Consider the following 26,315-nt stretch of genomic DNA (forward strand, 5'->3'; position numbering starts at 1 on the left):
TCCGCATGACGCTCGCGCGCTCATGGGCCGCGCCGAGATATGGCGGTCGCTTCGAACGGACAGCTTGAAGATCGCCTTGCGGCGGTTGCCCAGCGCCATGGCTCGGGTCGAAGCAGAGATCGAACATCGCCGCTGGGCCGCTGGTCTTCATTGCGATCCGACGCTCCTCGAACCGTCGTCGGACGATGCCATGCCAAGGAGTCAGGCGATCCCTGATGCGGCTCTGGTCGAGGCGGAGCCATCGCCTCCTGTTCCGACCAGCAGCCTCACCCTTGGCGAAGCATACGAGCAGTATATGACCGATCCGACGCAGGGGTGGTCAGCCCGAACGCGGGAAGCATATGAGACAAGCCGCAGGCTTGCCGTGTCGATCATCGGCAAAGACGTTCCCATGCGATCGCTGGCTCGCGCCCATTGTCGCGACTATATCGATGTTCTGCGTTTCATGCCGCGCAACGCCGCCAAGCGGTTCCCGAAGCTCACCGCCCGCCAAGCCGCCGATCGGGCTCGAACGCGCGGCGAAACCGACCTCATCAGCGCAGCAAACGCCAACACCTGTCTCGCCAACCTGTCGAGCTTCCTGAACTGGGCTGTCAATGAGGAGCTACTCGATCGGAATCCGATACGCGGCCTGCGTCTGCCCGACGACACTGCCAAGAAGGACAAGCGCTTTCCGTTCAGCCCGAGCCAGCTACACGCGATCTTCAACGCTCCGCTCTATCGGGGGTGCTTCGATGGGGAGCGCGGATACGCTAAACCGGGAATCGAGCGGCCTCGGAATGCACGTTTCTGGGTGCCGCTGATCGGCCTACACACAGGCATGCGATTGAACGAAATCTGCCAACTCGATGTCGCCGATATTCGAACGGTCGATGGGGTGCGTTGCTTCGTGATCACCGAGGAGTCTGTTGCCGGGAGCACTGACAAGAACCTCAAGACGGGCGCGAGTGAGCGCCTCATGCCGATCCACAAGAACCTGATCGACTGCGGGCTGCTACACTTCGTTGACAAACAGCGCCGCGCTGGTCGTATGAAGCTGTTCGAGGAGATTGACCCCGGCACCAAGGGCGTGCGGTCGGTCGCGTTTTCAAAATGGTTCACGCAGTTTCTTCGAAGCTGCGGTGCCTATCAACCTCGCACCTGCTTCCATTCATTCCGTCATAACTTCCGAGACGAGTTGCGTGCCGCACGTGTAGACCATGACCTTGCAATGGCGCTTGGCGGATGGACGAACGGAACGGGGAAGCGGGGAGCATCCGAGAACTACGGCAGCGGGCATCGGGTGGCCGTGCTGGCAGAGGCGGTCAGCCAGCTTACCTTCCGCGAAGTGGATATCTCACATCTGGCGTGGAACGCCAAATAGCAGCCCTCACGACCATTTACGGCAGTTTTCCGAGGGTTTGGGGACGATTGGTGCCCCGGACTGTGTAGCAGTTCTGTGTAGCAGACGCTCTCTGGGGACCGTCTTGCCGACGATCCCCCAGCATTATCAATGCTTTGAGAACAAATGGTGCCCAGAAGAGGAGTATGCCAAGGTGGGTGATCGAGGTCGCCGGGTAGTGTCGAGTTTTGTCCTGCCTTTTCAATGGTGGGAGGGCTTGAAGGTTCGATGCCCAGAAGAACACCCGAACCGCTGCGGTCTTCATCGGCGTTGAGTGATGGGGCGCGCTCTGTGGTATGGGCGGTCTTGGTCATGGACGAGGGCTCGGTGATAGATCGGCATAACGAGGAGTGTTTGGACGGCGATGATGAGCCGTGCCCGATCTGCCGGGGTGAAGAACTCGACCCGGACTTCCTCGCGCGTATCGAGCAGGCAGGCGCGCAGCCGGGAATGGCGATGACCTTCGACGAGGCGATGGACTGGTTTCGCGCTTGCTGATCAGGCGGCGAGCGCCATCTGCTGCTTAACCCGATGGACGGTCGCGACACCGACCTTGAGCTTCTTGGCCGTGGCGTTGATGGAGACGCCCTTGGTGAGGGAGCGCTTGATACGCTCGACTTTCTCGGCGTCGAGGGGCGGTCGGCCTGACCGTTTCGTGGATCGCGCCAACCCGGCCTTGATCCGGGAGATGATCATCTCGCGCTCGAAGTCGGCGAACACCGACAGCATGCCGAACATGGCGCGTCCGCTGGGCGTGCTGGTGTCGAGTGCTTGCTGGTGGAGATACAGGTCCACCCCCTTGGCGTTGATCTCGGTGAGGAAGGTGACGAGGTTCTGGAGGGAGCGTCCGAGCCGGTCCACGGCCCAGCTTGCCACCATGTCGATCTCGCGCCGCGCGACAGCCTTCATCAGCGCGTCATAGCCGGGGCGCTTGTCACGTCCCTTCGACCCGCTGATACCGTGGTCGGTGTGTTGATTGCTGCTGAGAAGTGACCCGGGGAAGCCAGTAATTTCCACTGAGAAGTGACCCATGTTTGAACACGTCCCTGGCTTTGAGCGGGGGACCATGGAGTGTTGGACATGGCATTATTGAGCGTTATCCGGCGCTGGCATTACCGCGATCATCTGTCGATCCGGGAGATAGCCAAGCGCACCGGTCTATCCCGCAACACCGTCCGTAAGTATCTGCGGTCGGACACAGTCGAGCCGCAGTTCAAGGTGCCTGAGCGGCCGAGCAAGCTGGACCCGTTCGTCGAGCGACTGACGACCTGGCTCAGACGAGAGATGGGCCGTTCGCGCAAGCAGAAGCGAACCGTGAAGCAGTTGCATGCCGATCTGGTGAGCCTGGGCTTTGATGGATCCTATGGCCGTGTCGCGGCCTTTGCTCGTGCCTGGCGCGATGATTATCGCCGGCAGCAGCAGGTGAGCGGACGCGGCACCTTCGTGCCGCTGTCGTTTGCGCCGGGTGAGGCGTTCCAGTTCGACTGGAGCGAGGACTGGGCGATCATCGATGGCGTGCGCACCAAGCTGCAGGTGGCGCACTTCAAGCTCAGCTACAGCCGTGCCTTCTTCGTGCGGGCCTATCTCCTTCAGACCCACGAGATGCTGTTCGATGCCCATAATCATGCGTTCCGCGTGCTGGGCGGGGTGCCGCGGCGCGGCATCTACGACAACATGCGCACCGCGGTCGACAAGGTCGGACGCGGCAAGGAACGGACCGTCAATGCCCGCTTCCTGACGATGGTCAGCCATTATCTGTTCGAGGCCGAGTTCTGTAATCCGGCAGCGGGCTGGGAGAAGGGCCAGGTCGAGAAGAACGTGCAGGATGCGCGCCATCGGCTCTGGCAGCCTGTTCCCCAGACCGAGACGCTCGACGCGTTGAACATCTGGCTTGAAGCGCGCTGCAAGGCGCTGTGGCAGGATATCCCACATGGTGTTGAGCTTGGTTCGGTCGCCGATGCCTGGGCCGATGAGGTGGCGAGCCTGATGCCGATGGGACGGCCGTTCGACGGCTTCGTCGAGTATGGCAAGCGGGTCTCACCGACCTGCCTCGTCCATCTGGAGCGTAATCGCTACAGCGTTCCGGCGTCCTTCGCCAACCGTCCTGTCAGTGTGCGGCTCTACCCGGACCGCTTCCTCGTCGTCGCAGAGGGGCAGCTGCTATGTGAACATCAGCGGATCATCGATCGATCCCATGATGGGCCGGGACGCACTGTTTATGACTGGCGCCATTATCTGGCGGTCGTCCAGCGCAAGCCTGGCGCCCTGCGCAACGGCGCGCCGTTCCTCGAGATGCCTGAGGCCTTCCAGCGGTTACAGCGCCATCTGCTGCGATCCCCCGGCGGCGACAGGGAGATGGTCGAGATTCTTGCGCTGGTGCTGCATCATGATGAGCAGGTCGTGCTGATGGCGGTCACCATGGCGCTGGAGGCCGGTGTTCCGACCAAGACTCATATCCTCAACCTTTTGCACCGGCTGATCGACGGTAAGCCGCTGACAACACCGCCGATCACGGCGCCACAGGCGCTAAGACTGGTCAGCGAGCCGATGGCCAATGTGGAACGCTATGACGCCCTGCGTCGGGAGAACCGCCATGCGTCATGATCCCGCCAGCGGCGCCATCATCGTCATGCTGCGCAGCCTCAAGATGCATGGCATGGCTCAGGCCGTCACCGATCTCATGGAGCAGGGCGCGCCAGCGTTCGATGCGGCGGTTCCGATCCTGTCACAACTGCTCAAGGCGGAGACCGCCGAACGGGAGGTGCGATCGGTATCCTATCAGCTCAAGGCCGCACGGTTCCCAGCCTATCGCGACCTAGCGGGCTTCGACTTTGCCAGCAGCGAGGTCAACGAGGCGCTGGTTCGCCAGCTCCACCGCTGCGAGTTTATGGATGTTGCCGACAATATCGTGCTGGTCGGCGGCCCCGGCACGGGCAAGACCCATATCGCCACGGCCCTGGGCGTCCAGGCCATCGAGCATCACCGCAAACGGGTGCGGTTCTTCTCCACGGTCGAGCTCGTCAACGCGCTCGAACAGGAGAAGGCCCAGGGCAAGGCGGGCCAGATCGCCGGAAGGCTCGCCCACTCCGATCTCGTGATCCTCGACGAACTTGGCTATCTGCCGTTCAGCGCCTCAGGCGGTGCACTGCTGTTCCACCTGCTGAGCAAACTCTACGAGCGCACCAGCGTCATCATCACCACTAACCTGAGCTTCAGCGAATGGGCCACCGTCTTCGGTGACGCCAAAATGACCACCGCGCTCCTCGATCGGCTCACCCATCACTGCCACATCCTTGAGACCGGGAACGACAGCTTCCGCTTCAAGAACAGCTCGGCTCAGCAGCCCAAAACCAGAAAGGAGAAAACCCCATCTTGACCCACCCCTGACATCCGAAACATAATCGCAAGGTGGGTCACTTCTCGATGAAAACCCCGGGTCACTTCTCAGCAGCAATCAACACACCCGTGGATTTGGGAATTCGGGGTACCTGAAGGTATCTTTGTGGGTATCGGCCAACATGGCCACGGGAGATACCCTCATGGCACTTTCAGCCCTCGCGCTGGCCAAAGCGAAACCCCGAGAAAAGCTCTACGAGCTGGCGGACGGGCATGGACTGGTGACACCTCAAGGCGGTCGCTACTGGCGCATGAATTATCGTTTCGACGGCAAGGCCAAGACCGGTCGTAGCGCGTCGCGACCCGTCGCCAGTCCTTGAGGCGGCCGAACATGATCTCGATGCGGTTGCGCCATTTGTAGCGGCGCTTGTCGTGTTTGACGGCCTTGTTCCGAGATTTGCGACCGGGGATGCAGGGGGGATATCCTTTTCCCCTAAAGCATCGCTCCGGCGACCCTGCCAGCGCCTTGGCCCGTTCGCGCATAAGGCAGGACGGGTCGGCATGTCGATCACTCCAAAAATATGGCCCACCCCTTGCGAGGTGGGCCATCTTACCCCCGAGGAGGGCGGGCAAGCTCAATATTTGATGTTGAGGGTCGCGATCGCCGTCCGCCCGACCGCCTGGTTGGCATAATGGGCGGCATAGGCCTTGTCGTAATAACGTTTGTTGAAGACGTTGTTGACGTTGACCTGCAGGTTCACCGCGTCGCTGAAGCTGTACGACGCATTGCCGTCGAAGCGCCAGTAGCTGGGCACCATGCGGGCCAGTTCCTTGGTGATGACGACCGCGCCGTTGGTGATGGTGCGCAGGTCAGAATAGCCGCCATAGACCTTGCTCATGTAGATCGCGCCACCACCGATGGTGAAGGCCGGCGTCACCTTATAGTTGGTGAAGGCGGTGAAGCTGTGCTTGGGCGTGTTCGGGAACTGCTTGCCGGTATTGACCGACGGTGCATAGAGCGTGACACCGCTGACGGTGGTCGCCGTAAAGCCGCCGTCGACGATCTCGGAGTCCATATAGGTGTAGCCGCCAAAGACGTTCCATTCCGGCGTGATATTGCCGTTGAACCCGACTTCGATGCCCTTGATGAGGCGTTCGCCGATAAAGGCGACGGTACCGGCATCGTTGGTGGCGCGGGCATTCTTGGTTTCTGTGCGGAACGCCGCCAGCGTCAGCGCCAGGCTGTCGTTGAACAGATTGGCCTTGGCGCCGATTTCATAGGATTTGGTCTTTTCCACCTTGAGCGCGTCGGTCAGCGCCTGGCTGGTGGTGTTGAGCGCATTGCCCTCCGCGCCGTTCGCGATGAACGAACCGGGAGGCGTCGCGGCGGTCGAGGTCGACGCGTAGATGCTGCTGCTTTCCGTCGGCTTGAAGACGATGCCGGCCTGATAGGTCCACAGGTCGTCCTCGCGCTCCAGGACGATCCGGTTGGCGGTTGCGGTCGCGGCGAGGCCGGGGCTGACGGTCGTCTTATACTTGTCGAACCGACCGCCCAGGTTGATCAGCAGCTTGTCGCTGATGGTGATCGTGTCGAACAGCGACGCCGCCTGGGTCGTGGTCTTGGACATGGTCCAGGTCTTGCGCAGGCTGCGAACGATGGGGGAGACGACCGACGAGCCGTCGGCGGCATAGCTGACCCAGGGATCGTTGGGGTTGGGATTATCGACGCTGGTGCAGTTATAGTTCGCGATCGAGATCGCCCCGCAACGGCCGCCGACGGCGTTGATGCCGGTGGTGATGACGACGCCCGTCTGCGCATTGGAGACATAGGTGCCGTTGGCCGCCTTTTCCTCGCTGAATTCGACGCTGGCGGCGAAGCTGTTCTTGATGCCGCCGATCGCAAATTCGCCGAACAGGTCGGTCTGGTTCAACAGGCCGTCGGTTTCGCTATAGCGGTTGTTGTTGCGACGCCAGACCAGGCCATTGGCGACATTGCCCTGCTGGTCGTCGGGCTGGGTCCAGACATAGCCCTGGGTGCTGCGGCCATAGCGGCTGGTGTTGCGCAGGGTGACGCCGCCGAAATCATGTTCGGCGCGGATGGTGAAATTGTCGACCTTGGTCTTGCGGAAATCGCGATCCTTCAGGCCATAATAGGCGCCGCGCGGCACGCTGATCTTCGCGCCGTCGTCCAGGGCGGTGAAGGTTCGCGCAGGGCCGGTCTCGGTGACGCCGGCGGGGGCGTTGGCGATGGTGTAGAGATAGGGAATGCCCGAATCCGGCAGTTCGTCGGTGTCGAGATGATAATAGCTGACGGTCAGGCTGGTCGGGCCATTGAGACCCAGCTTGATCGATGGCGCCACGCCCCAGCGCTTGGACCAGATGGCGTCGCGACCGGCGACGTCCTGATCGTGCCACATGGCGTTGAGGCGGAAGCCGACGAAATCGTTGATCGGCTGGTTGATGTCGATCGTCGCGCGCTTGTAGTCGGCATTGCCGAGACTGCCGCTCGCGGCGATGAACCGGTCCGCCTTCGGCGTCTTGGAAACGAGGTTGAGCGAACCGCCCGCGCCGCCGCGACCGCCGGTGGTGCTGTCGGAGCCCTTCACCACCTCGATCTGCTCGACGGCGAAGATTTCGCGGCTCTGCGCGCCGACGTCGCGCACGCCGTCCAGATAGGTGCTGGCCTGGCTGTCGAAGCCGCGGATGAAGGGGCGGTCGCCCAGTGGATTGCCGCCTTCGCCCGCGCCCAGCGTAATGCCTGGCACGGTGCGCAGCGCCTCGGTCAGGGACGCCGACGCCGTATCCTTGATGACCGACGCGGGGATGACGGTGATGGATCGCGGCGTATCGACCAGAGGCGCTGTGAACTTGGGCGAATCCGCCTTGTCGACCTTATAGCCCTGCTCGTCGATTGCGGTGTCGGTAACGACCATGCCGCCCAGCTTGCGGCCCTGCGTTTCGTCGGCGGCCTGATCGCCATTCTGTGCGATGGCAGGCGCGGCGGAGATGAAAAGCCCGACACAGCTCAAGGCGAGGAAGCAGGTGGAGGTCGGCGCGCGGTCGCGCATGTTGCTATGGTTCATTATTGCCCCTTTCTGGCGTGAAACAAGGAGCCGGTTGGGTCCGGCTCTGTCGAAATTATCCATGCAGCCGGGCAGCGGATGCGTTGCGCGGCAGAAGTGGTGCTGCGCGATACCAGCCGTGGCGCACGCGCTGGATCAGACCGTCCTTGCAAAAACGGCTCACGGATTGGCGCGAGACGCCGGCTTCGGCGAAATCATGGGTGCTCGCAATCTCCCGTGCCCGAACGAGGGAAAGCGCGCGATTGCGTGCCATTCCCGTCATAGGGCGATCCTTTGCAGTCTGGATTTTACCGCGCGCGCGACCAGGTGCCGCACTCTGCAAAACCGCCATCGGCAGGCAGATGCCGGCCTCGCGCAAAATCGCGGCGCATTGGAGCAACGCCGCGCGATCCTGTTCGTCCCCACCCACATATGCGCGACCGGCCAGGCGCTGCGCAGCGGCAAGATCGGCCAGAAGTGCAACCTCGCCGTCGCTGATGAACCTGGCGCCAGGCGGAAAGATTGTCAGGCCGCGACCGCGGGCCAGCGCAGACAGCCGTGCGAAAGCCTGCCGGTCATCGGCGACATGGCGCAGTTCGAAGTCGCCACGGCCCCGCAGGCAGGCGATGGCCTGTTTTTCATGGATATTGCGTCGATTGAGCGCACGGCCCGACATCATGCCTCACCCCCTCCGATCGCCATGGGCCGGGCGATCGGCACGCCGAAGCATACACCTGAGATAACCGCGTTGCCCGCCATTTCAGCCCCATATTGCGAACGATAATAATAATGACTCGCAGATGGCGCGTCTTTACTGATACGGCGCGACAGGTCCATCAATTCGGGAAACATTGGGAAATCGTATAGAAATGCCAATGTTAAATGGGGGGAGTTTGACGCATGGAGGATAGGAATGAGCAGGCGGGTGCGATGCGGATATTGCTGCTGGAAGACGATCAGGACATGCGGGACTATCTCGCACGCGGACTGAAGGAGCTGGGCCACCATGTCGTCGTCGAGGGCGAGGGCAAGGCGGCGCTGGCGCGCACGCTGGCGGAAGCCTTCGACATCCTCGTGCTGGATCGCATGGTGCCGGGCCTGGACGGCCTGACGGTGCTCAAGCTCGCGCGCAACGCGGGGTGCCAGTCGCCCGCGATCATCCTGTCGGCCATGTCCGGCATCGAAGACCGCGTTGCCGGGCTGGAAGGCGGCGCGGACGATTATCTGATCAAGCCCTTCGCCTTCGCTGAACTGGCGGCGCGGCTTGGGGCGCTGGCGCGGCGACCGCCGCCGGGCGACAGGGCGGAAGCGCAGCTTATGTTGTGCGTTGGCGGTATCGAACTGGATCTGATACGCCGAACCGTAAAGCGGTCCGGCCGGATCATCGACCTGCAGCCGCGCGAGTTCAGCCTGCTCGAATATCTGCTGCGCAACCCCGACCGGCTGGTAACGCGGACCATGCTTCTGGATCGGGTGTGGAATTTCGGCTTCGATCCCAAAACGAACATCGTCGAGACGCATATGAGTCGATTGCGCACGAAGCTGAACGAGGGCGGGGCCGAAAATCTGATCCGCACCATTCGCGGCTCTGGCTATATGATCGTCAGCAGCGCGTCGTAGGTCGTGGTCATGCCCCGGACGATCAAAGGCCTGTCCATCCTGTCGGCCGGCATATCGGGCCTGGTGACTCTGGCTCTGGGCGCGGTCGCCATCTTCATCTCCCATCATGAGATCGAGGCGCAGATCGACCATCGCCTCGAAATGGAGATGGATGCGCTACTCGATTATCACACCACCAACGGCGCGGCCTCTCTGGCGCGACTGGTGCGCCTGCGTGACGGCGGCGCGACGAACGGCACCGGCTATCTCGCGGACAGCGGCGCTGACGGGCGCTTGATGCTCTACGCCCTGGCCGATGCCCAGGGACGGCGGCTCGCCGGCAGTCTGATCCCGCACATTCCGCCGACCGGCTGGAGCGAGTTCCTGCCTATCCGTCGGCCGGACGGGTCCAAAGGCGTGGCGCAGGCGCTCAGCCGTCCATTGCCCGATGGCGGTCAGATCGTGGTCGCCGGCGATCGCGATGCGCTCAGCCGCGCCGACGACCGCATCCTGATCGCCGCGCTGGTGGGGCTGGGCATCATTCTGTTGACGGGCACGGTCAGTACGATCGCCTTCGGCCGGCTGGTCCGGCGCCGCCTGGTTCTGATCAGCGGGACGGCGCAGGGCATTATCGAGGGCGACTATACCCGTCGCATTCCGATCGACGGTTCGGGCAGCGAGTTCGATCGCATCTCCACCATTCTCAACAGGATGCTCGGGCGGATCGACATGCTGATGCGCTCGTTGCGTCAGGTGTCCAGCGACATCGCGCACGACATGCGAACGCCGCTGGGGCGCATCCGGCAGGATATGGAAGCCCTGCTGCTGGAGGCGCCCGACGATGCGACCACACAGACCCTGGAGCGGACGATCGCGGACATGGACGCGTTACTCGATCTGTTCGCAGCTTTGCTGGGCGTTTCCGAAGTGCAGGGGCTGGCGGTGCGCAAACGCTTCGTTCCGCTTTCCTTGTCCGATATCCTCGGCGAAATCGTCGAAGCCTATCGTCCCGCCTTCGATGACGAGGGGCGGGCGATCACAGCGTCCCTGACGGACGTGACGATATCCGGCGATGCCCAGCTACTCAAACGCGCCGTCGCCAACATGCTGGAAAATATTCTTGCCCATGCGGGCGACGGCGCCGACGCCACGATTGCGCTCATGTCCGCCGGTGACGAGGCCATCCTGACCATCAGCGACGATGGATCGGGCATCGCGGCGGACGATCGCGACCGCATTTTCGAGCGGCTTGTGCGCCTCGATCCCACACGATCGAAGCCGGGGCACGGCCTGGGCCTGAGCATGGTGAAGGCGATCATCCACGCCCATCGCGGCACAATCGACATCATGCCGTCGGACCAGGGGCTTTGCTTCATGATCAGGATTCCGGCGCTGCCCTCAAAAGCATGATTTTCCCGCAAGAAAGGCGGAACCGAAAGGCGACGGATCGGCCTCCAGTCCCGCATGTCCTTGCATTTGGATCCTAGAAGTCCACCGTCGCCGACAGCCAGAGCCGGCGCCCTTCCTGGTTGATGGAATAGGCTGGCGTATAGGCGGTCGTCGGGCCGTTCGGATATGGCACATAGGCCGCATAGTCGGTATCGAGGATATTGTAGACCGTCGCCGCGAGGCGGAAGGCCGGTGCGATCTGGTACGAACCGCCGAGGTGGAACACCTCATAGCTGCGGAAATCGCCCACGGCCGCCTGCTGGGCATTATTGCCGCGGTAGCGGCTGGACCGTATTTCGGCGCGCGCCCACATGCTCGCCCTGTCGCCCAGCTTCCAGCGCAGGTTTCCGTTCAGCATATGCTTGGGCATACCCACCAGCGGCAGGCCTTGCTCCGCACCGCTCAGTTGTTCGGTTTCCGTATAGGTATAGTTGACCGACAACGAGACGACGGGCGTGAAGGCGAAGCGGGTCGCCACTTCGACGCCGCGGGTGCGGGCCTTGTCGATGTTGATCGACTGACCGAGCAGGTCGACGGTCGGGAAGGGGCCTACGTCCAGGCAACCGGGGCGGTTGGGATTGCCTGCGAACTGGCAGTTGGGAATGCCGGGGCCGGACGCGATCTTGTCATCGAAGTCATTGTTGAACAGGGTGACATTGCCGCTGAAGAAGCCCTGTCCGTCATAATAGAGGCCCGCTTCATAGCTGGTGCTGGTTTCCGGCGTCAGGCCCGGCGTCCCGATCAGCGGGATGCGACCCTGACCGCCGAAGCCGACGATGCCTTCGGCGATCTGTTCGACGCGCGGGGTCTTGAATCCCCGGCTGACGCCGCCCTTCAGCGTCAGCACATCGTTGATATTCCACACAGCATAAGCGCGCGGCGACCATTTGTTGCCGAAGGTCGAATGGTCGTCATAGCGCGCGCCGCCGGTAATGTTGAACCCGTCCGTCACGGTCAGCGTCGCTTCGGCAAAACCCGCCCATTGGGTGAATGTGAATGGTTCGGGCGCCACACCCTCGACCATCCGCGCCTTCCAATATTGGCCGCCCACGGTGAAGGCGACCGGACCGAACTTGCCCGCGAAGCGCGAATCCACAATGTCGTTGCGCGCTTCCAATGTCCGCGCACTGCCCGGCGTCGCGCCTGGCGTACCATTGGGGATCAGGCGGCCGATCGTCTCGGTATCGTTGCGGGTCAGCGTCGTGTCGAGTTGGCCGAAGCCCATGCGCCAGCTATGCGCCAGCACATAATTGGTGCGATTGAACCGTTGCTCCGGTGCGTAGCCGCCCGACCCCAACGTGCCCAATTGTCCGCTGCTATTGTCGTAGCTTTGTTCATTGCGGTCATATTCGATCCACAGGTCATGATCGGCTTGGGGCGTGATGCTCAGGCGCCCGCCATAGGTATAGACGTCCGACCGCACGGGGTTGCGGCCCAGCGTCAGCGCCGGGTCGCCGGGAATGTCGATATTCGACCCCTCCCGATGGAAGACGCTGCCACGCAAGGTCAGCCCGACCAGATCCCTGACGATCGGTCCCTGGGCGAAGCCGTTGATCGACTGGATATTGCCGAAGCGATCGTCGCCCTGGATCGTGCTTTCGGCGCTTGCGGTGCCCACCCAGCGGTTGCCGACCTTGCGCGTGATGATGTTGACCACGCCGCCCATCGCATCCGAGCCGTAAAGGGTCGACATCGGCCCGCGCACCACTTCGATGCGATCGATCGCGGAAAAGGGCGGCAGAAAGCTGGTGGAGGTTTCGCCGAAACCATTGGGCGTGACCCCGCCCGGCGCATTCTGGCGGCGGCCGTCGATCAGGACCAGCGTATAGTCGCTGGGCATCCCGCGGATCGAGATATTGAGGCCGCCGGTCTTGCCCGCCTCCCCGCCGACATCGACGCCCTGCACGTCCTGCAGGGCTTCGGCCAGGCTGCCGAAGCGCTTCTCCTGCAATTCCTCGCGGCCCAGCACGGTGATGCTGGCGGGGGCTTCGACGATATTCTGCTCATAGCCTGCCGCCGTCACAACGATTGCGCCCGATTGGTCGTCGCCTGCCACGGGCGCCGCATCAGCCGCGAGCGCTGGGGCAGACAGGGCACATGCGAGGACCATGAGGCTGGCCTGCAGCCCAGAAGGACGCGGCGAACATAAGGCAGAAGCAAACATGGAAGACCCCCAAAACTAATATTGCGACTAAGTCGCGTTAGATTCTGGGTGGCTGATGTGGTGTCGGTCCTGGCCGGTCAATCAAAGGCTTGCACGGCGGCGGCCGGGCAATGTTTCTTTACGGAACGGAGACGATGATCGGCACTGCCTGCCCTTTACCGACACACAGCGCAATATGGCGCAAGGATCAGCAATATGGATCGGGAACCCGCCCTTTGCCATTCTAGGCTGGCGACTGGCCCAATATCTCGCGTGCGCGGGGCGCCAGCCGCTCTACGGCGGCGGCATGGATGCCGGGCGCGGCGCAGAGCAGGCCGAAGGCGGTGGGTTGCGGCCGGTTGAAGCGCAGTGGATCGCCCAGCGCATCAGTCACCGCGCCGCCCGCCTCCTGCACGATCAGCGCGGCGGCGGCGACGTCCCATTCATTGCCCCAGCGCACGGTGGCGACCAGATCGGCTTCGTCGGCAGCGACCATCGCCATGCGCAGCGCGATGCTGTTGGGCTTGTCCACCGTCACCAGATCGCGATCGACGCGCGGCAACTGGTCGGCCGGCACCCGCGCGCCCGGCAGCATGGTCCGGCTTCCTGCGCGCAACCTCTGGCCGTTGCGCGTTGCGCCCTGGCCCAGTTGCGCCACCCACAATTCGTTGCGCGCGGGCGCCGCCAATAGGCCGATCTGGACCGCGCCATCCTCGACCAGCGCGACCGACACCGACCAGCCCGGCCGCCCGCGCAGATAATCGCGCGTGCCGTCGATCGGATCGACCACCCACACCCGCGGCACGCCTAGCCGATGGACGGTATCGGCCGTCTCCTCCGACAACCAGCCGGCGTCCGGGTCGATCGCCGCCAACCGCGCGCGCAGCATGGCGTCGACCGCCAGGTCGGCCTCGCACACCGGATGGCCGGGCACCTTTTCCCACTGGCGCACGCGGGTTTCCCCGCCTGCCCACAGCGTCAGCGCATGGTCGGCCGCATCCGCCACGGCGGATATGACCGCACGGAGATGGGCCTCAGCCTCCGGCAACGGTCATCCCGTCGATGCGGACGGTCGGCACGTTCATGGCATAGCGGAAGTGCAGGTCGCTCGCGGGCGTCAGCGCCCGGAACATGGCCTTCAGGTTGCTGGCGATGGTGATTTCCGACACGGCATGGGCGACCGCGCCATTTTCGATCAGGAAGCCCGCCGCGCCCCGGCTATAATCGCCGGTCACGCCATTGACGCCCATGCCGATCAGTTCGGTGACATAGAGGCCGCGCTTCACGTCCGCCATCAGGTCGCCGGGCGAGATGGCGCCGGCCTCCATATGGACGTTGGTGATGCTGGCGCCCGGCGCGCCGCTGCCGCCGCGGCTGGCATGGCCGGTGGGCTCCAAGCCTAGTTGGCGCGCCGATGCGCTGTCCATCAGCCATCCGGTCAGCACGCCCTGGTCGATCAGCGCGCGCCGTTCGACCGGCAGGCCTTCGCCATCGAATGGCCGCGATCGCATCCCGCGGGGCAGCAATGGATCGTCGATGATGGTGACGCCCGCCTCGAACAGCGCCTCGCCCAGCGATTCCAGCAGGAAGCTCGACCGGCGCGCGATCGCCGGGCCGACCATGCCGCCGATCAGATGGCCGAGCAGGCTGGAGCCGATGCGCGGGTCGAAGATCACCGGCATGACGCCGCTCTCGACCTTGACCGGGTTGAGCCGCGCCACCGCGCGCTGGCCGGCGCGGACGCCGACCGCTTCGGCATCGTCCAGATCCTCCAGATGGCGCACGCTATGGCTGGCATGGTCGCGCTGCATATCGGCGCCCGTGCCCGCCAGCACGCTGGCCCAGGTCGAATGGCTGGTGCCGGCATAGGCGCCGGCAAAGCCGTGGCTGGTCGCCAACGCGACCTGGCTGCGGCCGTTCGCGGCGCCGCCGCCCTCGCTGTTGGTGATGCCGGGCACGCTGCGCGCCGCTTCCTCCGCCATCAGCGCGCGTTCGCGCAGCGCTGCGGGTTCCGGCTCCTCCTCGTCGGTCAGGTCGAGCGCGGGCGGGCGCTTCTTGAGCAACCGGTCTTCGGGCGCGAGGCCGGCATAGGGGTCTTCGGGCGCTTCGCGCGCCATGGCGACGGCGCGATCGACCAATGTCGCGAGCGTCGCCGGGTTCATGTCCGACGCGGAAATGCTGGCGGACCGCTGGCCGATGAAGACGCGCAGGCCGATCTCCTCGCCCTCGGACCGTTCGACATCCTCCAGCGCGCCGAGCCGCACCGACACGTTGGTCGATGCGTTGCAGGCATAGATGGCGTCGGCGGCGTCCGCACCGGCCTTGCGCGCGGCGCTGACCAGATCCTGCGCGCGCGACTGGGCTTCTTCTAGGCTGAGCATGGAGGGAAAATGGTCCTCAAAAACAGGAAGGGAAGGGGATCGGCCTTACGCGCTTGCGCTTGCGCTAACAAGGCTGGGTGCGGCGACGCCCGCCAGCCAATGGTCGAGCAGGTGCCAGGCCACCGCCATCGTCGGCGGGGCGAGGAAGGGGGCATCGGGATCGCCCGCCATCGCCGCGCGGACCTGATCCGCGTCGCACCAGAAGGCATCTTCTATCTCGGTCGGATCGAGCGTCAGCGCATCGTCCAGCGCCTCGCCGATGCAGGCGATCATCAGCGAGGAGGGGAAGGGCCAGGGCTGGCTCATCACATAACGGACCTTATGCACCCGCACGCCCGCTTCCTCCAGCAATTCGCGCGCCACCGCTTCCTCGATCGTCTCGCCCGGTTCGACGAAACCCGCCAGCGCCGAATAGCGACCCGGCGGCCAGGCATGTTGCCGGCCCAGCAATATGCGCCCGCGATATTCGGCCAGCATGATGACGACCGGGTCGGTGCGGGGAAAATGCTCGGCGGCACACGCCTCGCATTTGCGCGCCCAGCCGGCCTTGACCGGCTGCGTCGTCTCGCCGCAGACCGAACAATGGCGATGGCGGGCATGCCAGTGGACCAGGCTGCGCGCGGTGCCGTAAAGGGCGACTTCTTCGGTCGGTACAAGGTCGGCGATGGCCCGGCTGCGCGGCGTGGGAACCAGATTGAGGCCAAGGTTCGCGACCAGCCGGGCGAAGATCGGCCGTTTGCCCGGATCGACGCCCAGCAGCACATGATCCTCGACCCGCGCGTCCGGCGTCAGCGGCTCCAGCAGCAGATGGCCGTCCATCTCGACCGGCTCCAGCCCGTCCAGCACCAGCAGGCGCGCCGCCGGATCTGCGAACGTCTCGGCCAGCAAGGCGGGGTTGGTGCGGATATGGTCCACCCGGTCGAGGTTGCTGCCGACGAAGCCCGGCACGGCCTTTATCGCTGGATCAGTTCCGTGCATCTGCCTGCCTTTCCTTCCTCACCGCGTCGGCCGCCCGTGCGAACAATGTCGGCAGCCCCGCCTCGCCGATGCGGTCGATGGGCCACCATTCGCCTGCGCCCTCCGGCGTTTCGTTCGCTTCCACATGGGCATGGTGGACGCGCAGCGCCAGAGAGAAATGGGTGAAGACATGCGCGACATCTGTCTCGATCGTGGTCCAGCGGGCGGCGATCGGCGGCGTCGGGTCGGGCGCATCGCCCCAGTCGGAACTGGGTAGCGCCCGCATCCCGCCCAGCAGTCCCTTGTCCGGGCGGCGCACCAGCCAGACATGGCCGTCGCGCTCGATCCACCAGCCATGGCCCGTGCGGTGCGGTCGCACCTTCTTCGCCGCCTTGACGGGATAAGCGGCGGGATCGGCGGTCAGCACCGCGGCGCAATCCTCCCGCAACGGGCAGATGCCGCAGGCCGGATTACGCGCCGTGCAGATGGTCGCGCCCAGGTCCATCATCGCCTGCGCGAAATCCCCGGCGCGGGCATCGGGCGTGATGCTGTCGGCGGCGGCGCGGATCGCCGGCCGGGCGGCGGGGAGGGGCGTGGCGATGGCGAACAGCCGCGCCACCACCCGTTCGACATTGGCGTCCACCACTACCGCGCGCTGGCCGAACGCGATCGCCGCGACGGCCGCGGCGGTATAGGCGCCGACCCCCGGCAGGGAACGCAGCCCGTCCTCCGTATCGGGAAAGACGCCGCCATGGTCGCGCGCCACCGCCCGCGCGCAGGCCAGCAGATTGCGGGCGCGGGCATAATAGCCCAGCCCGGCCCAGGCGGCCATCAGGTCCGCGTCTTCGCTCGCCGCCAGATCCTGAACCGTCGGCCAGCGCGCCAGGAATTTCGCATAATAGGGGCCGACCGCCGCGACCGTGGTCTGTTGCAGCATCACTTCGGACAGCCAAACCCGGTAAGGATCGGCGGCATTGCTGCCCGGCGGCGCGCGCCACGGCAGCCGCCGGGCATGGACGTCATAATGGGCAAGCAGGTCGCTTGCGATTTTTGTGGCTCTACCCTCGACGCGCATGGCGACCCTATGCCATTAAGCGGGCCATGACGGAACGCCCGGCCCCCCCGAAATATAAGAGTCGCAAGCTGCCGGCCGAAGACAGGCCGCGCGTGGGCGCGCCGCGGGCGATCGCGGACCTGATGCCCGACATCGGCCGCGCCGCTTTCCGCAAGTTCGGCTTCGTCCAGTCCAGCATCGTCACCCGCTGGGCGGAGATCGTCGGCGCCCATTATGCCGGCATTTCCGCGCCCGAATCGATCCGTTTCCCGGTGGGGCAGAAGGCCGGCGGCACGCTGCAACTGACGGTCATGAGCGGTCATGGGCCGATGGTGCAGCATATGCTGCCCGATATCGTCGAGCGGGTGAACCGTTTCTTCGGCTATGCCGCCGTGGTGAAGGTCGCGATCCGGCAGGGCGATATCAGGCCCGTGGCGGCCGAACGCCGCCCGCCGCCCCGCAACCTCAAGCCCATTCCGGTCGAGCTGGGCGATTCGCTGCGCGACATCGGCGATCCCGAACTGCGCGCCGTGCTCGAATCGCTTGCGCAGGGGCTTGCCAACAGCAGCGGATTGCCCAAGATCAACTGAAGCGATCGACTTGAAAATCGCGCCAGAAAAGACTGAAGCGATTGACTTGCACATCGCGTCAAAAACGACGCTGTTCGGTTCCGGTTCAGCGGAACCAATTTACGGACGCACGCCATGAAGACACTGTTCCTGCCGCTTGCTTTGCTTGCCGTTCCCGCCGCGCTGGTCGCCGCGCCTGCCGCCAACTGGGTGAGCCGGGTCGTGCTCTCGCCGATCGGCGGCCATGCGATGGGCAATCCCAATGCGCCGACCAAGCTGGTCGAATATGTCAGCTACACCTGTTCCCACTGCGCCCATTTCGTGGGGGAGGCGAGCGCCCCGCTCAAGGCCGACTATGTGAAGGGCGGCAAGGTGAGCGTGGAAGTCCGCAATGCCGTGCGCGACCGATATGACCTGACGGCCGCCTTGCTCGCGCGGTGCGGCGGCCCGGCCCGCTTCATCGGCAATCATGAGGCGCTGTTCGCCAACCAGACCGCCTGGATGGAGCAGATCGAGGCTTATGACGGGGCGACGACCGAAAAGCCCGCGGACCAGACCGCGGCGATACGCGATATCGGGCAAAAGACCGGCCTCTATGCCCTGATGAACAAGCGCGGCTTCACCAATGCCCAGCTCGACGCCTGCGTCGCCAACCCGACGGCGATGAAGCAGATCCTCGCCATGACCGACGACGCCTGGAACAAGGTGAAGATCGGCGGCACGCCCGGCTTCGTCGTCAACGGCACGCTCGTCAAGGGATCGACCTGGTCCATTCTCCAGGCCGCATTGCCCGCCGCCGCGCACTGATCTAAAACCCCGTCCATACCGCCAGTCATCGGAGCCTTGCCCGCCGTGAAAGCCGTTTCCGCTCTTGCCCTCATCGCCGTCAGCCTGACCCTCGCCGCCTGCGGCAAGAGCGAGGAAGGCGCCAAGCCGAGCGGCGATCCGATCGCCGCCGTCTCCGCCCCTGCGGGCACAAGCTGGTCGCAGACTATCGCCCAGACGCCCGACGGCTATTATCTGATGGGCAATCCGTCGGCCAAGATCAAGCTGGTCGAATATGGCTCCTACACCTGTAGCCATTGCCGTGATTTCTCCGCCGAAGCCTCGGAGGAAATCAAGAAGATCGTCGACACCGGCAAGATGAGCTTCGAATTCCGCACCTATGTGCGCGACCCGATCGACCTGACCACCGCGCTGCTCGCCGGCTGCGGCGGCAAGGACATCTACTATCCGCTGTCGGAGCAGTTTTTCGCCAATCAGGCGGCGATGTTCGAAAAGGTGCAGGGTAACGAGGCCGCCTATCAGGGCATCGAAAAGCTGCCCCCGGCCCAGCGCCCCGGCGCGATCGCGCAGATCGCCGGTCTGGTCGAATATGCGCAGCAACGCGGCATTTCCGCCGATCAGGCGAAACAGTGCCTGGCCGACACCGGCGCGGCCGAACGGCTGGCCAAGGGCGTCGAGGCGGCGAACAACCAATATCAGATACAGGGCACGCCCAGCTTCCTCATCAACGGCGTTCTGGTCGACAATGTCGCCAACTGGGCGTCGCTCCAGCCCAAGCTCAAGGAAGCGGGCATCTGATTGGGCCAGCGGGGGCTGACAGCATCGTTTGAAAGGGCCGGGGCGGCACGCTGTCCCGGTGCGACCCCGTGCAGATAAAGCGGCTCAAACTCTCCGGCTTCAAAAGCTTCGTCGATGCGACGGAACTGCGGATCGAACCGGGCCTGACCGGCATCGTCGGCCCCAATGGCTGCGGCAAGTCCAACCTGCTCGAAGCCATTCGCTGGGTGATGGGCGAATCCAGCGCCAAATCCATGCGCGGCGGCGGCATGGAGGATGTGATCTTCGCGGGCACCGCCACACGGCCGCAGCGCGACTTTGCCGAAGTGTCGCTGCTGACCGTCCAGGAGCAGGGCGAGCTTTTCAACGCCGTCGATGTCGGCGCGGACGGCGAACTGGAGGTCACCCGCCGGATCGAGCGCGGCGCGGGCAGCGCCTATCGCGCCAATGGCCGCGACGTGCGCGCCAAGGATGTATCGCTCGTCTTCGCCGACGCCGCCACCGGGCCGCACAGCCCCGCGCTGGTCAGTCAGGGGCGTATCGCCGCCGTCATCGCCGCCCGCCCCCAGGAACGGCGCGCCATGCTGGAGGAAGCGGCGGGCATTGCCGGGCTTCATGTCCGGCGCAAGGATGCTGAACAGAAATTGCGCGCGGCGGAGGCCAACCTCGCCCGGCTCGACGAAATCCTGCTCGACATGGATGCGCGCGCCAACGCGCTGCGCCGGCAGGCCCGCGCCGCCGAACGCTATATCCGGCTTTCCGACCAGATCCGCGTCGCCGAAGGCCGCACCCTCTTCGCCCGTTGGCGCGAAGCCAATGCGAGCGCGGAGGCCGCCCGCGCCGAAGCGAAACAGGCGGACGCCGCCGTTGCCGCCGCGCAGGAGGGGCAGCTCGCCGCCGCCGCCCACGCCCAGGCCGCCATCGCCACGCTGGCCGATCGCCGCGCCGCCGCCCAGAGCGCGCGCGACGACGCCAATGAGGCGGGCCATCGCCTCGCCGCGCTCCGCACCGAGCGGGAAGCCGTGGTTCGCCGCCTCGCCGACCTCGCCCAACAGGCGTCCCGGCTGGAGGAGGATCGCGCCCGCGAAGGCACGCTCGCCAACGACGCCGCCGATGCGATCGCCCGGCTGACGGCGGAGATCGCCACGCTGAAGGCGCGTATCGCCGAGACGGAAAAGCTGCGCCCGGCCTTCGCCGCCCGGATCGCCGCGGCCGAGGATGCCGCGCGCGACGCCGAACTGGATCTGGCGCGGGCGATGGCGACCCAGGCGGCCGAACAGGCCGAACTGCGCGTCGCCGAAGCGGCGCTGGCCGCCGGGCGCACCCGCCTCGACCGGGCGGAGCGGGAGGTGGTGCGGCTCGCCGCCGAAGCCGCCGCCCTGCCCGACGCCACCCCGCTGGAGGCGCAACGTACCGCGGCGCTGACCGATCAGGACAGGGCGAAGGGCGATAGCGACGCCGCCGAAGCCGCAATCCAGACCGCCGAGGCTGACCGCCAGTCCGCCGCCGAGGCGCGCGATACGGCGGAAGCGGCCCTTTCCTCCGCCCGCGCCGCCCTCGCCGCGCTCGATAGCGAGGCGGCAGCGCTCAAACGCGCCGTCGATAGCGGCGCAGGCAACCGGTCGCGCGCGCTCGACCAGTTGAAGGCCGCCCCCGGCTATGAACGCGCGCTCGCCGCCGCGCTGGGCGACGATCTGGAAGCGCCGGTCGGCGCGGACGGCAAGCGCCGCTGGGCCGGCGCCGATCCGCTGCCGGGCGATCCCGCCTTGCCCGCTGGCGCCACGCCCTTGGCCGTCCATGTCACCGCGCCGGTCGAACTGGCCCGCCGTCTCGCACAGATCGTTGTAGCGGACCGTGACGATAGCCGGCCTCTCGCCGTCGGCCAGCGCCTTGTCACTCTGGACGGCCAGTTGCGCCGTTGGGACGGTTATGTCGCGGCAGAGGGTGGCGCGGCGGCGGCCGAGCGGCTGATCCGCCTCAACCGGCTGGACGCGATCGCCGCCGCGCGCCCCGCGCTTCAGGCTGACGTCGACAGCGCCGCCACGGCGCAGGAGGAGGCCAAGGCGGACGAACAGGCCGCCACCCAGGCGCTCGCCCAGGCTCGCACCAGCCTGTCGCAGGCCGACCAGCGATTGCGCGCCGCGCTCCGCGCCGCCGACGAAGCGACCACCGCGCTCGAACGGCTGGCCGGGCGGCGCGAAGGGATAGAGGAACGGCTGGACGGAGCGCAGCGTGATCGCGCCGCCGCACAGGGCGAGCATGAAAAGGCGCAGGCCGGTCGCGCCGCCGTGCCCGACGGCGCAGAGACGCGGGCGCTGGTCGCCGCCCTGTCGCAGGCGAGCGACAAGGCGCGCGCCGCCGTCAGCCAGTTGCAGGCGGATCAGGCGCTCGCCGACCGCGCCCTGTCCAGCGATCGCGAGCGACAGGCGGCGGCCGATGCGGAGATCAAGGGGTGGCGCGCCCGCGCCGGGGAAGCGGCCAAGCGCATCGCCGCCATGGTCGCCCGCGCCGAAGAGATCGGGAACGAAAGGATCGCGATCGAGACGCAGCCCGAATCGCTGTCCGACGCGATCGCCGCGCTCAATGATCGGGGATCGGCGCTGACCGACGCCGCCGACCAGGCCCGCCGCGCCGAACTGGAGGCGGAAGCCGCGCTGCGCACCGCCGAGGGCCGCGCCGCTCAGGCGGGGGAAATGCTCGCCGCCGCCCGCGAAGCCCGCGCCACCGCGGTCGCCCGCGCCGAAGCCGCCGACGAGCGGCGCGTCGAAACCAACCGGCTGTCGGGCGAACGCTTTGCATGCCCGCCGCCGGTCCTGCCCGAAAAACTAGGCTTCGCCAGCGCCGACGTGCGGTTGGCCCAGACCGAACTGGCCGATCATGACCGCTTCCATGCCGAACGCGAACGGATCGGCCCGGTCAACCTCGTCGCCGCGCAGGAACTGGAGGAACTGGAAGCTGCCCAGGCGAAGAGCCGCGCCGAAAGCGAGGAACTGACCCAGGCGATCCATCGCCTGCGCGGATCGATCGGCAGCTTGAACCGCGAGGGGCGCCAGCGCCTGCTCGCCGCGTTCGAAGCGGTGGATGGCCATTTCCGCCGCCTCTTCACCACGCTGTTCAACGGCGGCCAGGCGCATCTGGAATTGATCGACAGCGACGATCCGCTGGAGGCCGGGCTGGAGATCATGGCGCAGCCGCCGGGCAAGAAGCTGGCCGCGCTCACCCTGTTGTCAGGCGGCGAGCAGGCGCTGACCGCCGTGGCGCTGATCTTCGGCCTGTTCCTGACCAATCCCGCGCCGATCTGCGTGCTGGACGAGGTCGATGCGCCGCTGGACGACGCCAATGTGGAGCGCTTTTGCGACCTGCTCGACGCGATGGTGGCGCAGACCAACACCCGCTACCTGATCGTCACCCACAATGCCGTCAGCATGGCCCGGATGCACCGGCTGTTCGGCGTCACCATGGTCGAACGCGGGGTCAGCCGGCTGGTGTCGGTCAATCTGCAAAGCGCCGAAGCGCTGCTGGCGGCGGAGTAGCTCAGCTCCGCCCAAACCAGCCTTTCATCCGGCGGAACAGGCCGCGTTCGCTGATAGCTTCGAACATCTCCTCCGGCCCTTCGGGGTCCAGCACCTCATGGTCGGCGATCCAAGCCTGCACGTCGTTCAGGTTCGGGGTCACATAGGGGCGCAGCGTCCGGCCCGGCTTCTGCCGCAATTCCTCGATTCCCGCGACCAGCCCGCGCTCTGCGATCACCGCCGACACCCGTTCGGCCGGCAGGTCGAGATGCTCGGCGATCAGGTCGTCGCGGATCTTCAGGATCGTCGCCTGACGTCCGTCATTGCCGGGCAATGCGGTGTCGATCGAGATGTCGCACTCGGTGTCCAGCCGCATCGAGCGGTTGTTCATGTTGGACGAGCCGACCCGGATCAGCCGGTCGTCGACGATCAGCACCTTGGCATGGACGTAGATGGGGGCGCCGCGCTGGGTGAAGGGGTGATAGATGCGGAAACGGCCATGCGGATCGCGGCTCTTGAGCGTTTCGTACAGGCGCGCGCGCGCCGTATCCATCGCCTGCTGCTCCAGCCAGCCATCCGCCTGTTCCGGATTGACGATGACGATGTCCGGCCCGTCCGCCTCGGCCAGCCGCTTCGAGATCGCCTCGGCGATGCGGCGCGACGCGAAATATTGGCTCTCGGCATAGATATGCCGTTGCGCCGCCGCGATCTGGTTCAGGTAGAGCCGCTCGATCTCGATCAGCTCCTCCTGGTCTTCCATCTTCGGCGCGGTGCGGGCGATCGCGACATCGACCCCTTCGAACTGCACCGGCAGCGTGTCGGGCCAGCAATCCTGCACGCCTTCGACCGGCTCCAGCGGGTCGCCGCCCGCGCCGACCCAGCGGTTGCGCGCATGGTCGCCCAGTGTCGCCGCGATCGGTCCCATCAGCGCCGTGGTGGCGTCATGCCAGGGGCTATAGGGCGACCCGTCGGGGTGCAGGCGCCCCGGTTCCTCGTCGCGATGGTGGCGCGTATCCCACCGGTCGCCGGTCATGTCGATGCCGCCGCAAAAGGCGAAGCAATCGTCGATCACGACGATCTTCTGATGGTGCGATGCGGCGGGCGGATGATGGCCGTCCAGCTTCACCGTGATCCGCGGATGCGCCATCCAGCGCAGCGTGGTGACGAGGTGCGAAGGCCGCGTCATCGATTTCATCGCGCCGACATCCCAGCGCAGCAGGAAAATCTCCAGCTCCGGCGTGCGTTCGACCAGCCAGGTGATGAAGTCGCCGATCACGGTCGGCGCACCGTCCTTGGCCTCATCTTCGCGGATAAGACTGATCGCAGGATCGAAATCCCAGCCGATCAGCATGATGCGGCGCTGCGCCTTCATCATCGCGGCACGGGCCTGACGAAAATAATTGTCGGCGTCGATGATGACGCTCGCCCGCTCTGCCCGCGCGATGCGCCAGCAATCTTTCCCCGGTTGCGGCGTCATGCGACGCTGCTCCCGACCACCAGACACCCCAGAAACATCAGCAACCCCGAAAAACGATTGGACCGGAATTTGGCGAGCGGATCGACGCCATCTTCCTTGAGTGTCACCACCTGCCACAACAGATGCCCCGCCATCGGCAACAGCGCGGCGAGCGCCAGCATCTCGCCCCGCATCTGCCAGATCGCACAGGCCCATAATGTCAGCGCCAGCGCGTAGCAGAGCGTCACCCCGCCCCGCACATGCCGTCCCATCGACAGGGCACTCGATCCGATTCCGATCAGCGCATCATCCTCCCGGTCCTGCAACGCATAGATGGTGTCATAGCCCACCACCCAGAAAATCGTTCCTGCATAAAGCAGCAGGCCCGGCAGGCTCACTGCGCCCATGACTTCGCTCCAGCCGACCAGCGCCGCCCAGGAGAAAACCAGCCCCAGCCAGACCTGCGGCCAGCCGGTGATCCGTTTCATGAAGGGATAGGCGGCCACCAGCGCCAGGCTGCCCAGCGCCACGACCTGCGCATAAGGATGGAGTTGCACCAGCACGATCAGGCCGACGAGGCACAGCGCCAGCAGCCAGGCCCAGGCGACCTTGACCGACATCGCCCCGCTCGCCAGCGGTCGCGCGGCGGTGCGCGCCACCTTCCGGTCGAGATCGCGGTCGACAATGTCGTTGAACACGCAGCCCGCGCCGCGCATCGCGATGCTGCCCAGCAGCAGCCAGCCGATCAGCGGCCAGCGCGCAAAGCCGCCGCCCGCCAGCGCCACGGCCCATGCGCCCGGCCAGAAGAGCAGCCACCAGCCAATCGGCCGGTCGAACCGGGCCAGTTGCGCCAATATACGCGGCGTGTCCGGCAACCGCGCCAGCAGGCCGCGCGCTTCGCTGTCGGGGACGATCCTGTAATTCACCGTGACTCCGTTCGATGAGCTTGTCGAAGCCCGTCGCTTCTCTTTAGGGAAGATCGGGCCGACCACAAGCGCGGCCGAACCGGAAGAGACAAAATGACCGCAACGCCCGCCTGGCCCCCGCAAAGCGCCCCGCGCCTTCATGTCGAAACCCAGCTGGGCGAAGGCGTCGCGGTGCCCATCGACGGCAATCCGGCCCATTATCTGATCAGCGTCATGCGGGTGAAGCCCGACGACATCGTCCTGCTGTTCGACGGGCGATCGGGCGAATGGGCGGCGCGCGCGCGAGACATTCGCAAGCGCGACCTGGTGCTGGAATGCGTGCAACAGACCAAGTCGCCCGAACATGTGCCCGATTTCTGGCTCTGCTGCGCCCCGATCAAGAAGGGGCGGATCGACCTGATCGCGGAAAAGGCGTGCGAACTGGGCGTCGCCCGGCTCCAGCCCGTGCTGACCCGCCGTGCGGTGGTGGACAAGCTGAACCTCGACCGGCTGCACAGCCATCTGGTCGAGGCGGCCGAACAATGCGGACGGACGGCGCTGCCCGACCTCGCTGACATGCTGAAGCTGGACGCGCTGCTCAAAGGCTGGTCGCTCGATCGGCACCTTTTCTTTGCGGACGAGACGGGCGGCGCACCGTTGGAGGCGACATTGCGGGCGCACCCTGGTCCCGCCGCCTTTCTGGTCGGGCCGGAGGGCGGATTCGATCCGGCCGAGCGCGACGCGATCCGCGCTACGCCCGGCGCGGTACCGGTGTCGCTCGGCCCCCGCATCCTGCGGGCGGAAACCGCCGCCATCGCCGCGACGTCGGCCTGGATGGCGATCAATGGCGACTGGAAATAGTTTCATTCCGCTATTGGATTGAAGCGCTCATAGGCAGGCCCTATGTGGTGATCGCCCGACTTTGTTTGACGGGCCGAGGGGAAGCAG

General features: G+C 65.6%; 22 protein-coding genes and 1 pseudogene. 12 read left to right on the forward strand and 11 right to left on the reverse strand.

The window, feature by feature from the left end; all coding sequences use genetic code 11:
* Nucleotides 1–22: 22 nt before the first annotated feature.
* On the forward strand, nt 23–1,363 hold the full coding sequence (locus tag SBA_RS04090) for a tyrosine-type recombinase/integrase (protein ID WP_390902381.1): 1,341 nt from the start codon (nt 23–25) through the stop codon (nt 1,361–1,363).
* 330 nt (nt 1,364–1,693) lie between these two features.
* Nucleotides 1,694–1,879, forward strand: a complete 186-nt coding sequence (locus SBA_RS04095; protein ID WP_261935979.1) for a hypothetical protein — start codon at nt 1,694–1,696, stop codon at nt 1,877–1,879.
* Here the strand turns inward: SBA_RS04095 and SBA_RS04100 are convergent, their stop codons facing one another.
* Nucleotides 1,880–2,398, reverse strand: coding sequence for a recombinase family protein (locus tag SBA_RS04100; RefSeq protein WP_261935980.1), 519 nt, complete (start codon nt 2,396–2,398; stop codon nt 1,880–1,882).
* A 63-nt stretch (nt 2,399–2,461) separates the two neighbouring features.
* On the opposite strand from SBA_RS04100, the gene istA reads away from it, so the two are divergent.
* The 3 genes from istA (at nt 2,462) to SBA_RS04115 (ending at nt 5,097) form a co-directional block, all read left to right on the forward strand.
* Nucleotides 2,462–3,985, forward strand: a complete 1,524-nt coding sequence (istA, locus tag SBA_RS04105) for an IS21 family transposase (protein ID WP_261935981.1) — start codon at nt 2,462–2,464, stop codon at nt 3,983–3,985.
* A complete protein-coding gene (istB, locus tag SBA_RS04110) occupies nt 3,975–4,757 on the forward strand; it encodes an IS21-like element helper ATPase IstB (protein WP_261935982.1) in 783 nt (260 codons plus the stop codon). Before istA ends, istB begins: the two co-directional genes overlap by 11 nt.
* 163 nt (nt 4,758–4,920) lie before the next feature.
* Nucleotides 4,921–5,097, forward strand: a complete 177-nt coding sequence (locus SBA_RS04115; RefSeq protein ID WP_315975817.1) for an Arm DNA-binding domain-containing protein — start codon at nt 4,921–4,923, stop codon at nt 5,095–5,097.
* Here SBA_RS04115 and SBA_RS04120 read toward each other — a convergent pair.
* The 3 genes and pseudogenes from SBA_RS04120 to SBA_RS25255 form a co-directional block, all read right to left on the reverse strand.
* Nucleotides 5,060–5,206: pseudogene (locus SBA_RS04120) on the reverse strand (IS5/IS1182 family transposase); the annotation flags it as partial. The gene SBA_RS04115 and the pseudogene SBA_RS04120 overlap by 38 nt on opposite strands.
* A gap of 146 nt (nt 5,207–5,352) precedes the next feature.
* Nucleotides 5,353–7,800, reverse strand: a complete 2,448-nt coding sequence (locus SBA_RS04125) for a TonB-dependent receptor (RefSeq protein WP_261935983.1) — start codon at nt 7,798–7,800, stop codon at nt 5,353–5,355.
* A 55-nt stretch (nt 7,801–7,855) separates the two neighbouring features.
* Nucleotides 7,856–8,458, reverse strand: coding sequence for a type IV toxin-antitoxin system AbiEi family antitoxin domain-containing protein (locus SBA_RS25255; RefSeq protein WP_390902383.1), 603 nt, complete (start codon nt 8,456–8,458; stop codon nt 7,856–7,858).
* Nucleotides 8,459–8,709: 251 nt separating this feature from the next.
* Here SBA_RS25255 and SBA_RS04135 point away from each other — a divergent pair, with 251 nt between their 5' ends.
* The gene (locus tag SBA_RS04135; RefSeq protein ID WP_390902431.1) at nt 8,710–9,399 is read left to right on the forward strand and encodes a response regulator transcription factor; all 690 of its coding nucleotides are present in this window, start codon (nt 8,710–8,712) and stop codon (nt 9,397–9,399) included.
* A gap of 9 nt (nt 9,400–9,408) precedes the next feature.
* Entirely contained in the window at nt 9,409–10,788 is a 1,380-nt protein-coding gene (locus SBA_RS04140; protein WP_261935986.1) for a HAMP domain-containing sensor histidine kinase, read from the forward strand.
* Between the two features lie 73 nt (nt 10,789–10,861).
* Here the strand turns inward: SBA_RS04140 and SBA_RS04145 are convergent, their stop codons facing one another.
* The 5 genes from SBA_RS04145 to SBA_RS04165 form a co-directional block, all read right to left on the reverse strand.
* Nucleotides 10,862–12,937: a TonB-dependent receptor domain-containing protein gene (locus SBA_RS04145; RefSeq protein ID WP_390902384.1), complete on the reverse strand. Its 2,076-nt coding sequence runs from the start codon at nt 12,935–12,937 to the stop codon at nt 10,862–10,864.
* 277 nt (nt 12,938–13,214) lie between these two features.
* Nucleotides 13,215–14,018 (reverse strand): inositol monophosphatase family protein, encoded by an 804-nt coding sequence (locus tag SBA_RS04150; RefSeq protein ID WP_261935988.1) that lies wholly within the window; start codon nt 14,016–14,018, stop codon nt 13,215–13,217.
* Nucleotides 14,005–15,351 (reverse strand): TldD/PmbA family protein, encoded by a 1,347-nt coding sequence (locus SBA_RS04155; protein WP_261935989.1) that lies wholly within the window; start codon nt 15,349–15,351, stop codon nt 14,005–14,007. Before SBA_RS04155 ends, SBA_RS04150 begins: the two co-directional genes overlap by 14 nt.
* Before the next feature lie 45 nt (nt 15,352–15,396).
* Nucleotides 15,397–16,329, reverse strand: coding sequence for an NAD(+) diphosphatase (gene nudC, locus SBA_RS04160; protein WP_261935990.1), 933 nt, complete (start codon nt 16,327–16,329; stop codon nt 15,397–15,399).
* Nucleotides 16,316–17,383, reverse strand: coding sequence for an A/G-specific adenine glycosylase (locus tag SBA_RS04165; protein ID WP_261935991.1), 1,068 nt, complete (start codon nt 17,381–17,383; stop codon nt 16,316–16,318). The genes nudC and SBA_RS04165 overlap by 14 nt, the downstream gene beginning before the upstream one ends.
* A 26-nt stretch (nt 17,384–17,409) precedes the next feature.
* Between SBA_RS04165 and SBA_RS04170 the strand changes: the two genes are divergently transcribed.
* From SBA_RS04170 to SBA_RS04185, 4 genes are all read left to right on the forward strand, one after another.
* Nucleotides 17,410–17,952: a DUF721 domain-containing protein gene (locus tag SBA_RS04170; RefSeq protein ID WP_261935992.1), complete on the forward strand. Its 543-nt coding sequence runs from the start codon at nt 17,410–17,412 to the stop codon at nt 17,950–17,952.
* 114 nt (nt 17,953–18,066) lie between these two features.
* On the forward strand, nt 18,067–18,738 hold the full coding sequence (locus SBA_RS04175) for a DsbA family protein (RefSeq protein WP_261935993.1): 672 nt from the start codon (nt 18,067–18,069) through the stop codon (nt 18,736–18,738).
* Between the two features lie 45 nt (nt 18,739–18,783).
* Nucleotides 18,784–19,515 (forward strand): DsbA family protein, encoded by a 732-nt coding sequence (locus SBA_RS04180; RefSeq protein WP_261935994.1) that lies wholly within the window; start codon nt 18,784–18,786, stop codon nt 19,513–19,515.
* A 68-nt stretch (nt 19,516–19,583) separates the two neighbouring features.
* Nucleotides 19,584–23,027, forward strand: a complete 3,444-nt coding sequence (locus SBA_RS04185; protein WP_261935995.1) for a chromosome segregation SMC family protein — start codon at nt 19,584–19,586, stop codon at nt 23,025–23,027.
* A 1-nt stretch (nt 23,028) separates the two neighbouring features.
* On the opposite strand, the gene SBA_RS04190 is transcribed toward SBA_RS04185, so the two are convergent.
* Both SBA_RS04190 and ubiA read right to left on the reverse strand, forming a co-directional pair.
* Nucleotides 23,029–24,483, reverse strand: a complete 1,455-nt coding sequence (locus tag SBA_RS04190; RefSeq protein ID WP_261935996.1) for a phospholipase D-like domain-containing protein — start codon at nt 24,481–24,483, stop codon at nt 23,029–23,031.
* Complete coding sequence (ubiA, locus tag SBA_RS04195; protein ID WP_261935997.1) at nt 24,480–25,388, reverse strand: 4-hydroxybenzoate octaprenyltransferase; 909 nt, start codon at nt 25,386–25,388, stop codon at nt 24,480–24,482. Before ubiA ends, SBA_RS04190 begins: the two co-directional genes overlap by 4 nt.
* A gap of 93 nt (nt 25,389–25,481) precedes the next feature.
* Between ubiA and SBA_RS04200 the strand changes: the two genes are divergently transcribed.
* Nucleotides 25,482–26,228 carry a 16S rRNA (uracil(1498)-N(3))-methyltransferase gene (locus SBA_RS04200; protein WP_261935998.1) on the forward strand — a complete coding sequence of 249 codons (747 nt, stop codon included), beginning with the start codon at nt 25,482–25,484 and terminating at the stop codon, nt 26,226–26,228.
* Nucleotides 26,229–26,315: the final 87 nt, after the last annotated feature.

The organism is Sphingomonas bisphenolicum (assembly GCF_024349785.1).
Taxonomy (GTDB): domain Bacteria; phylum Pseudomonadota; class Alphaproteobacteria; order Sphingomonadales; family Sphingomonadaceae; genus Sphingobium; species Sphingobium bisphenolicum.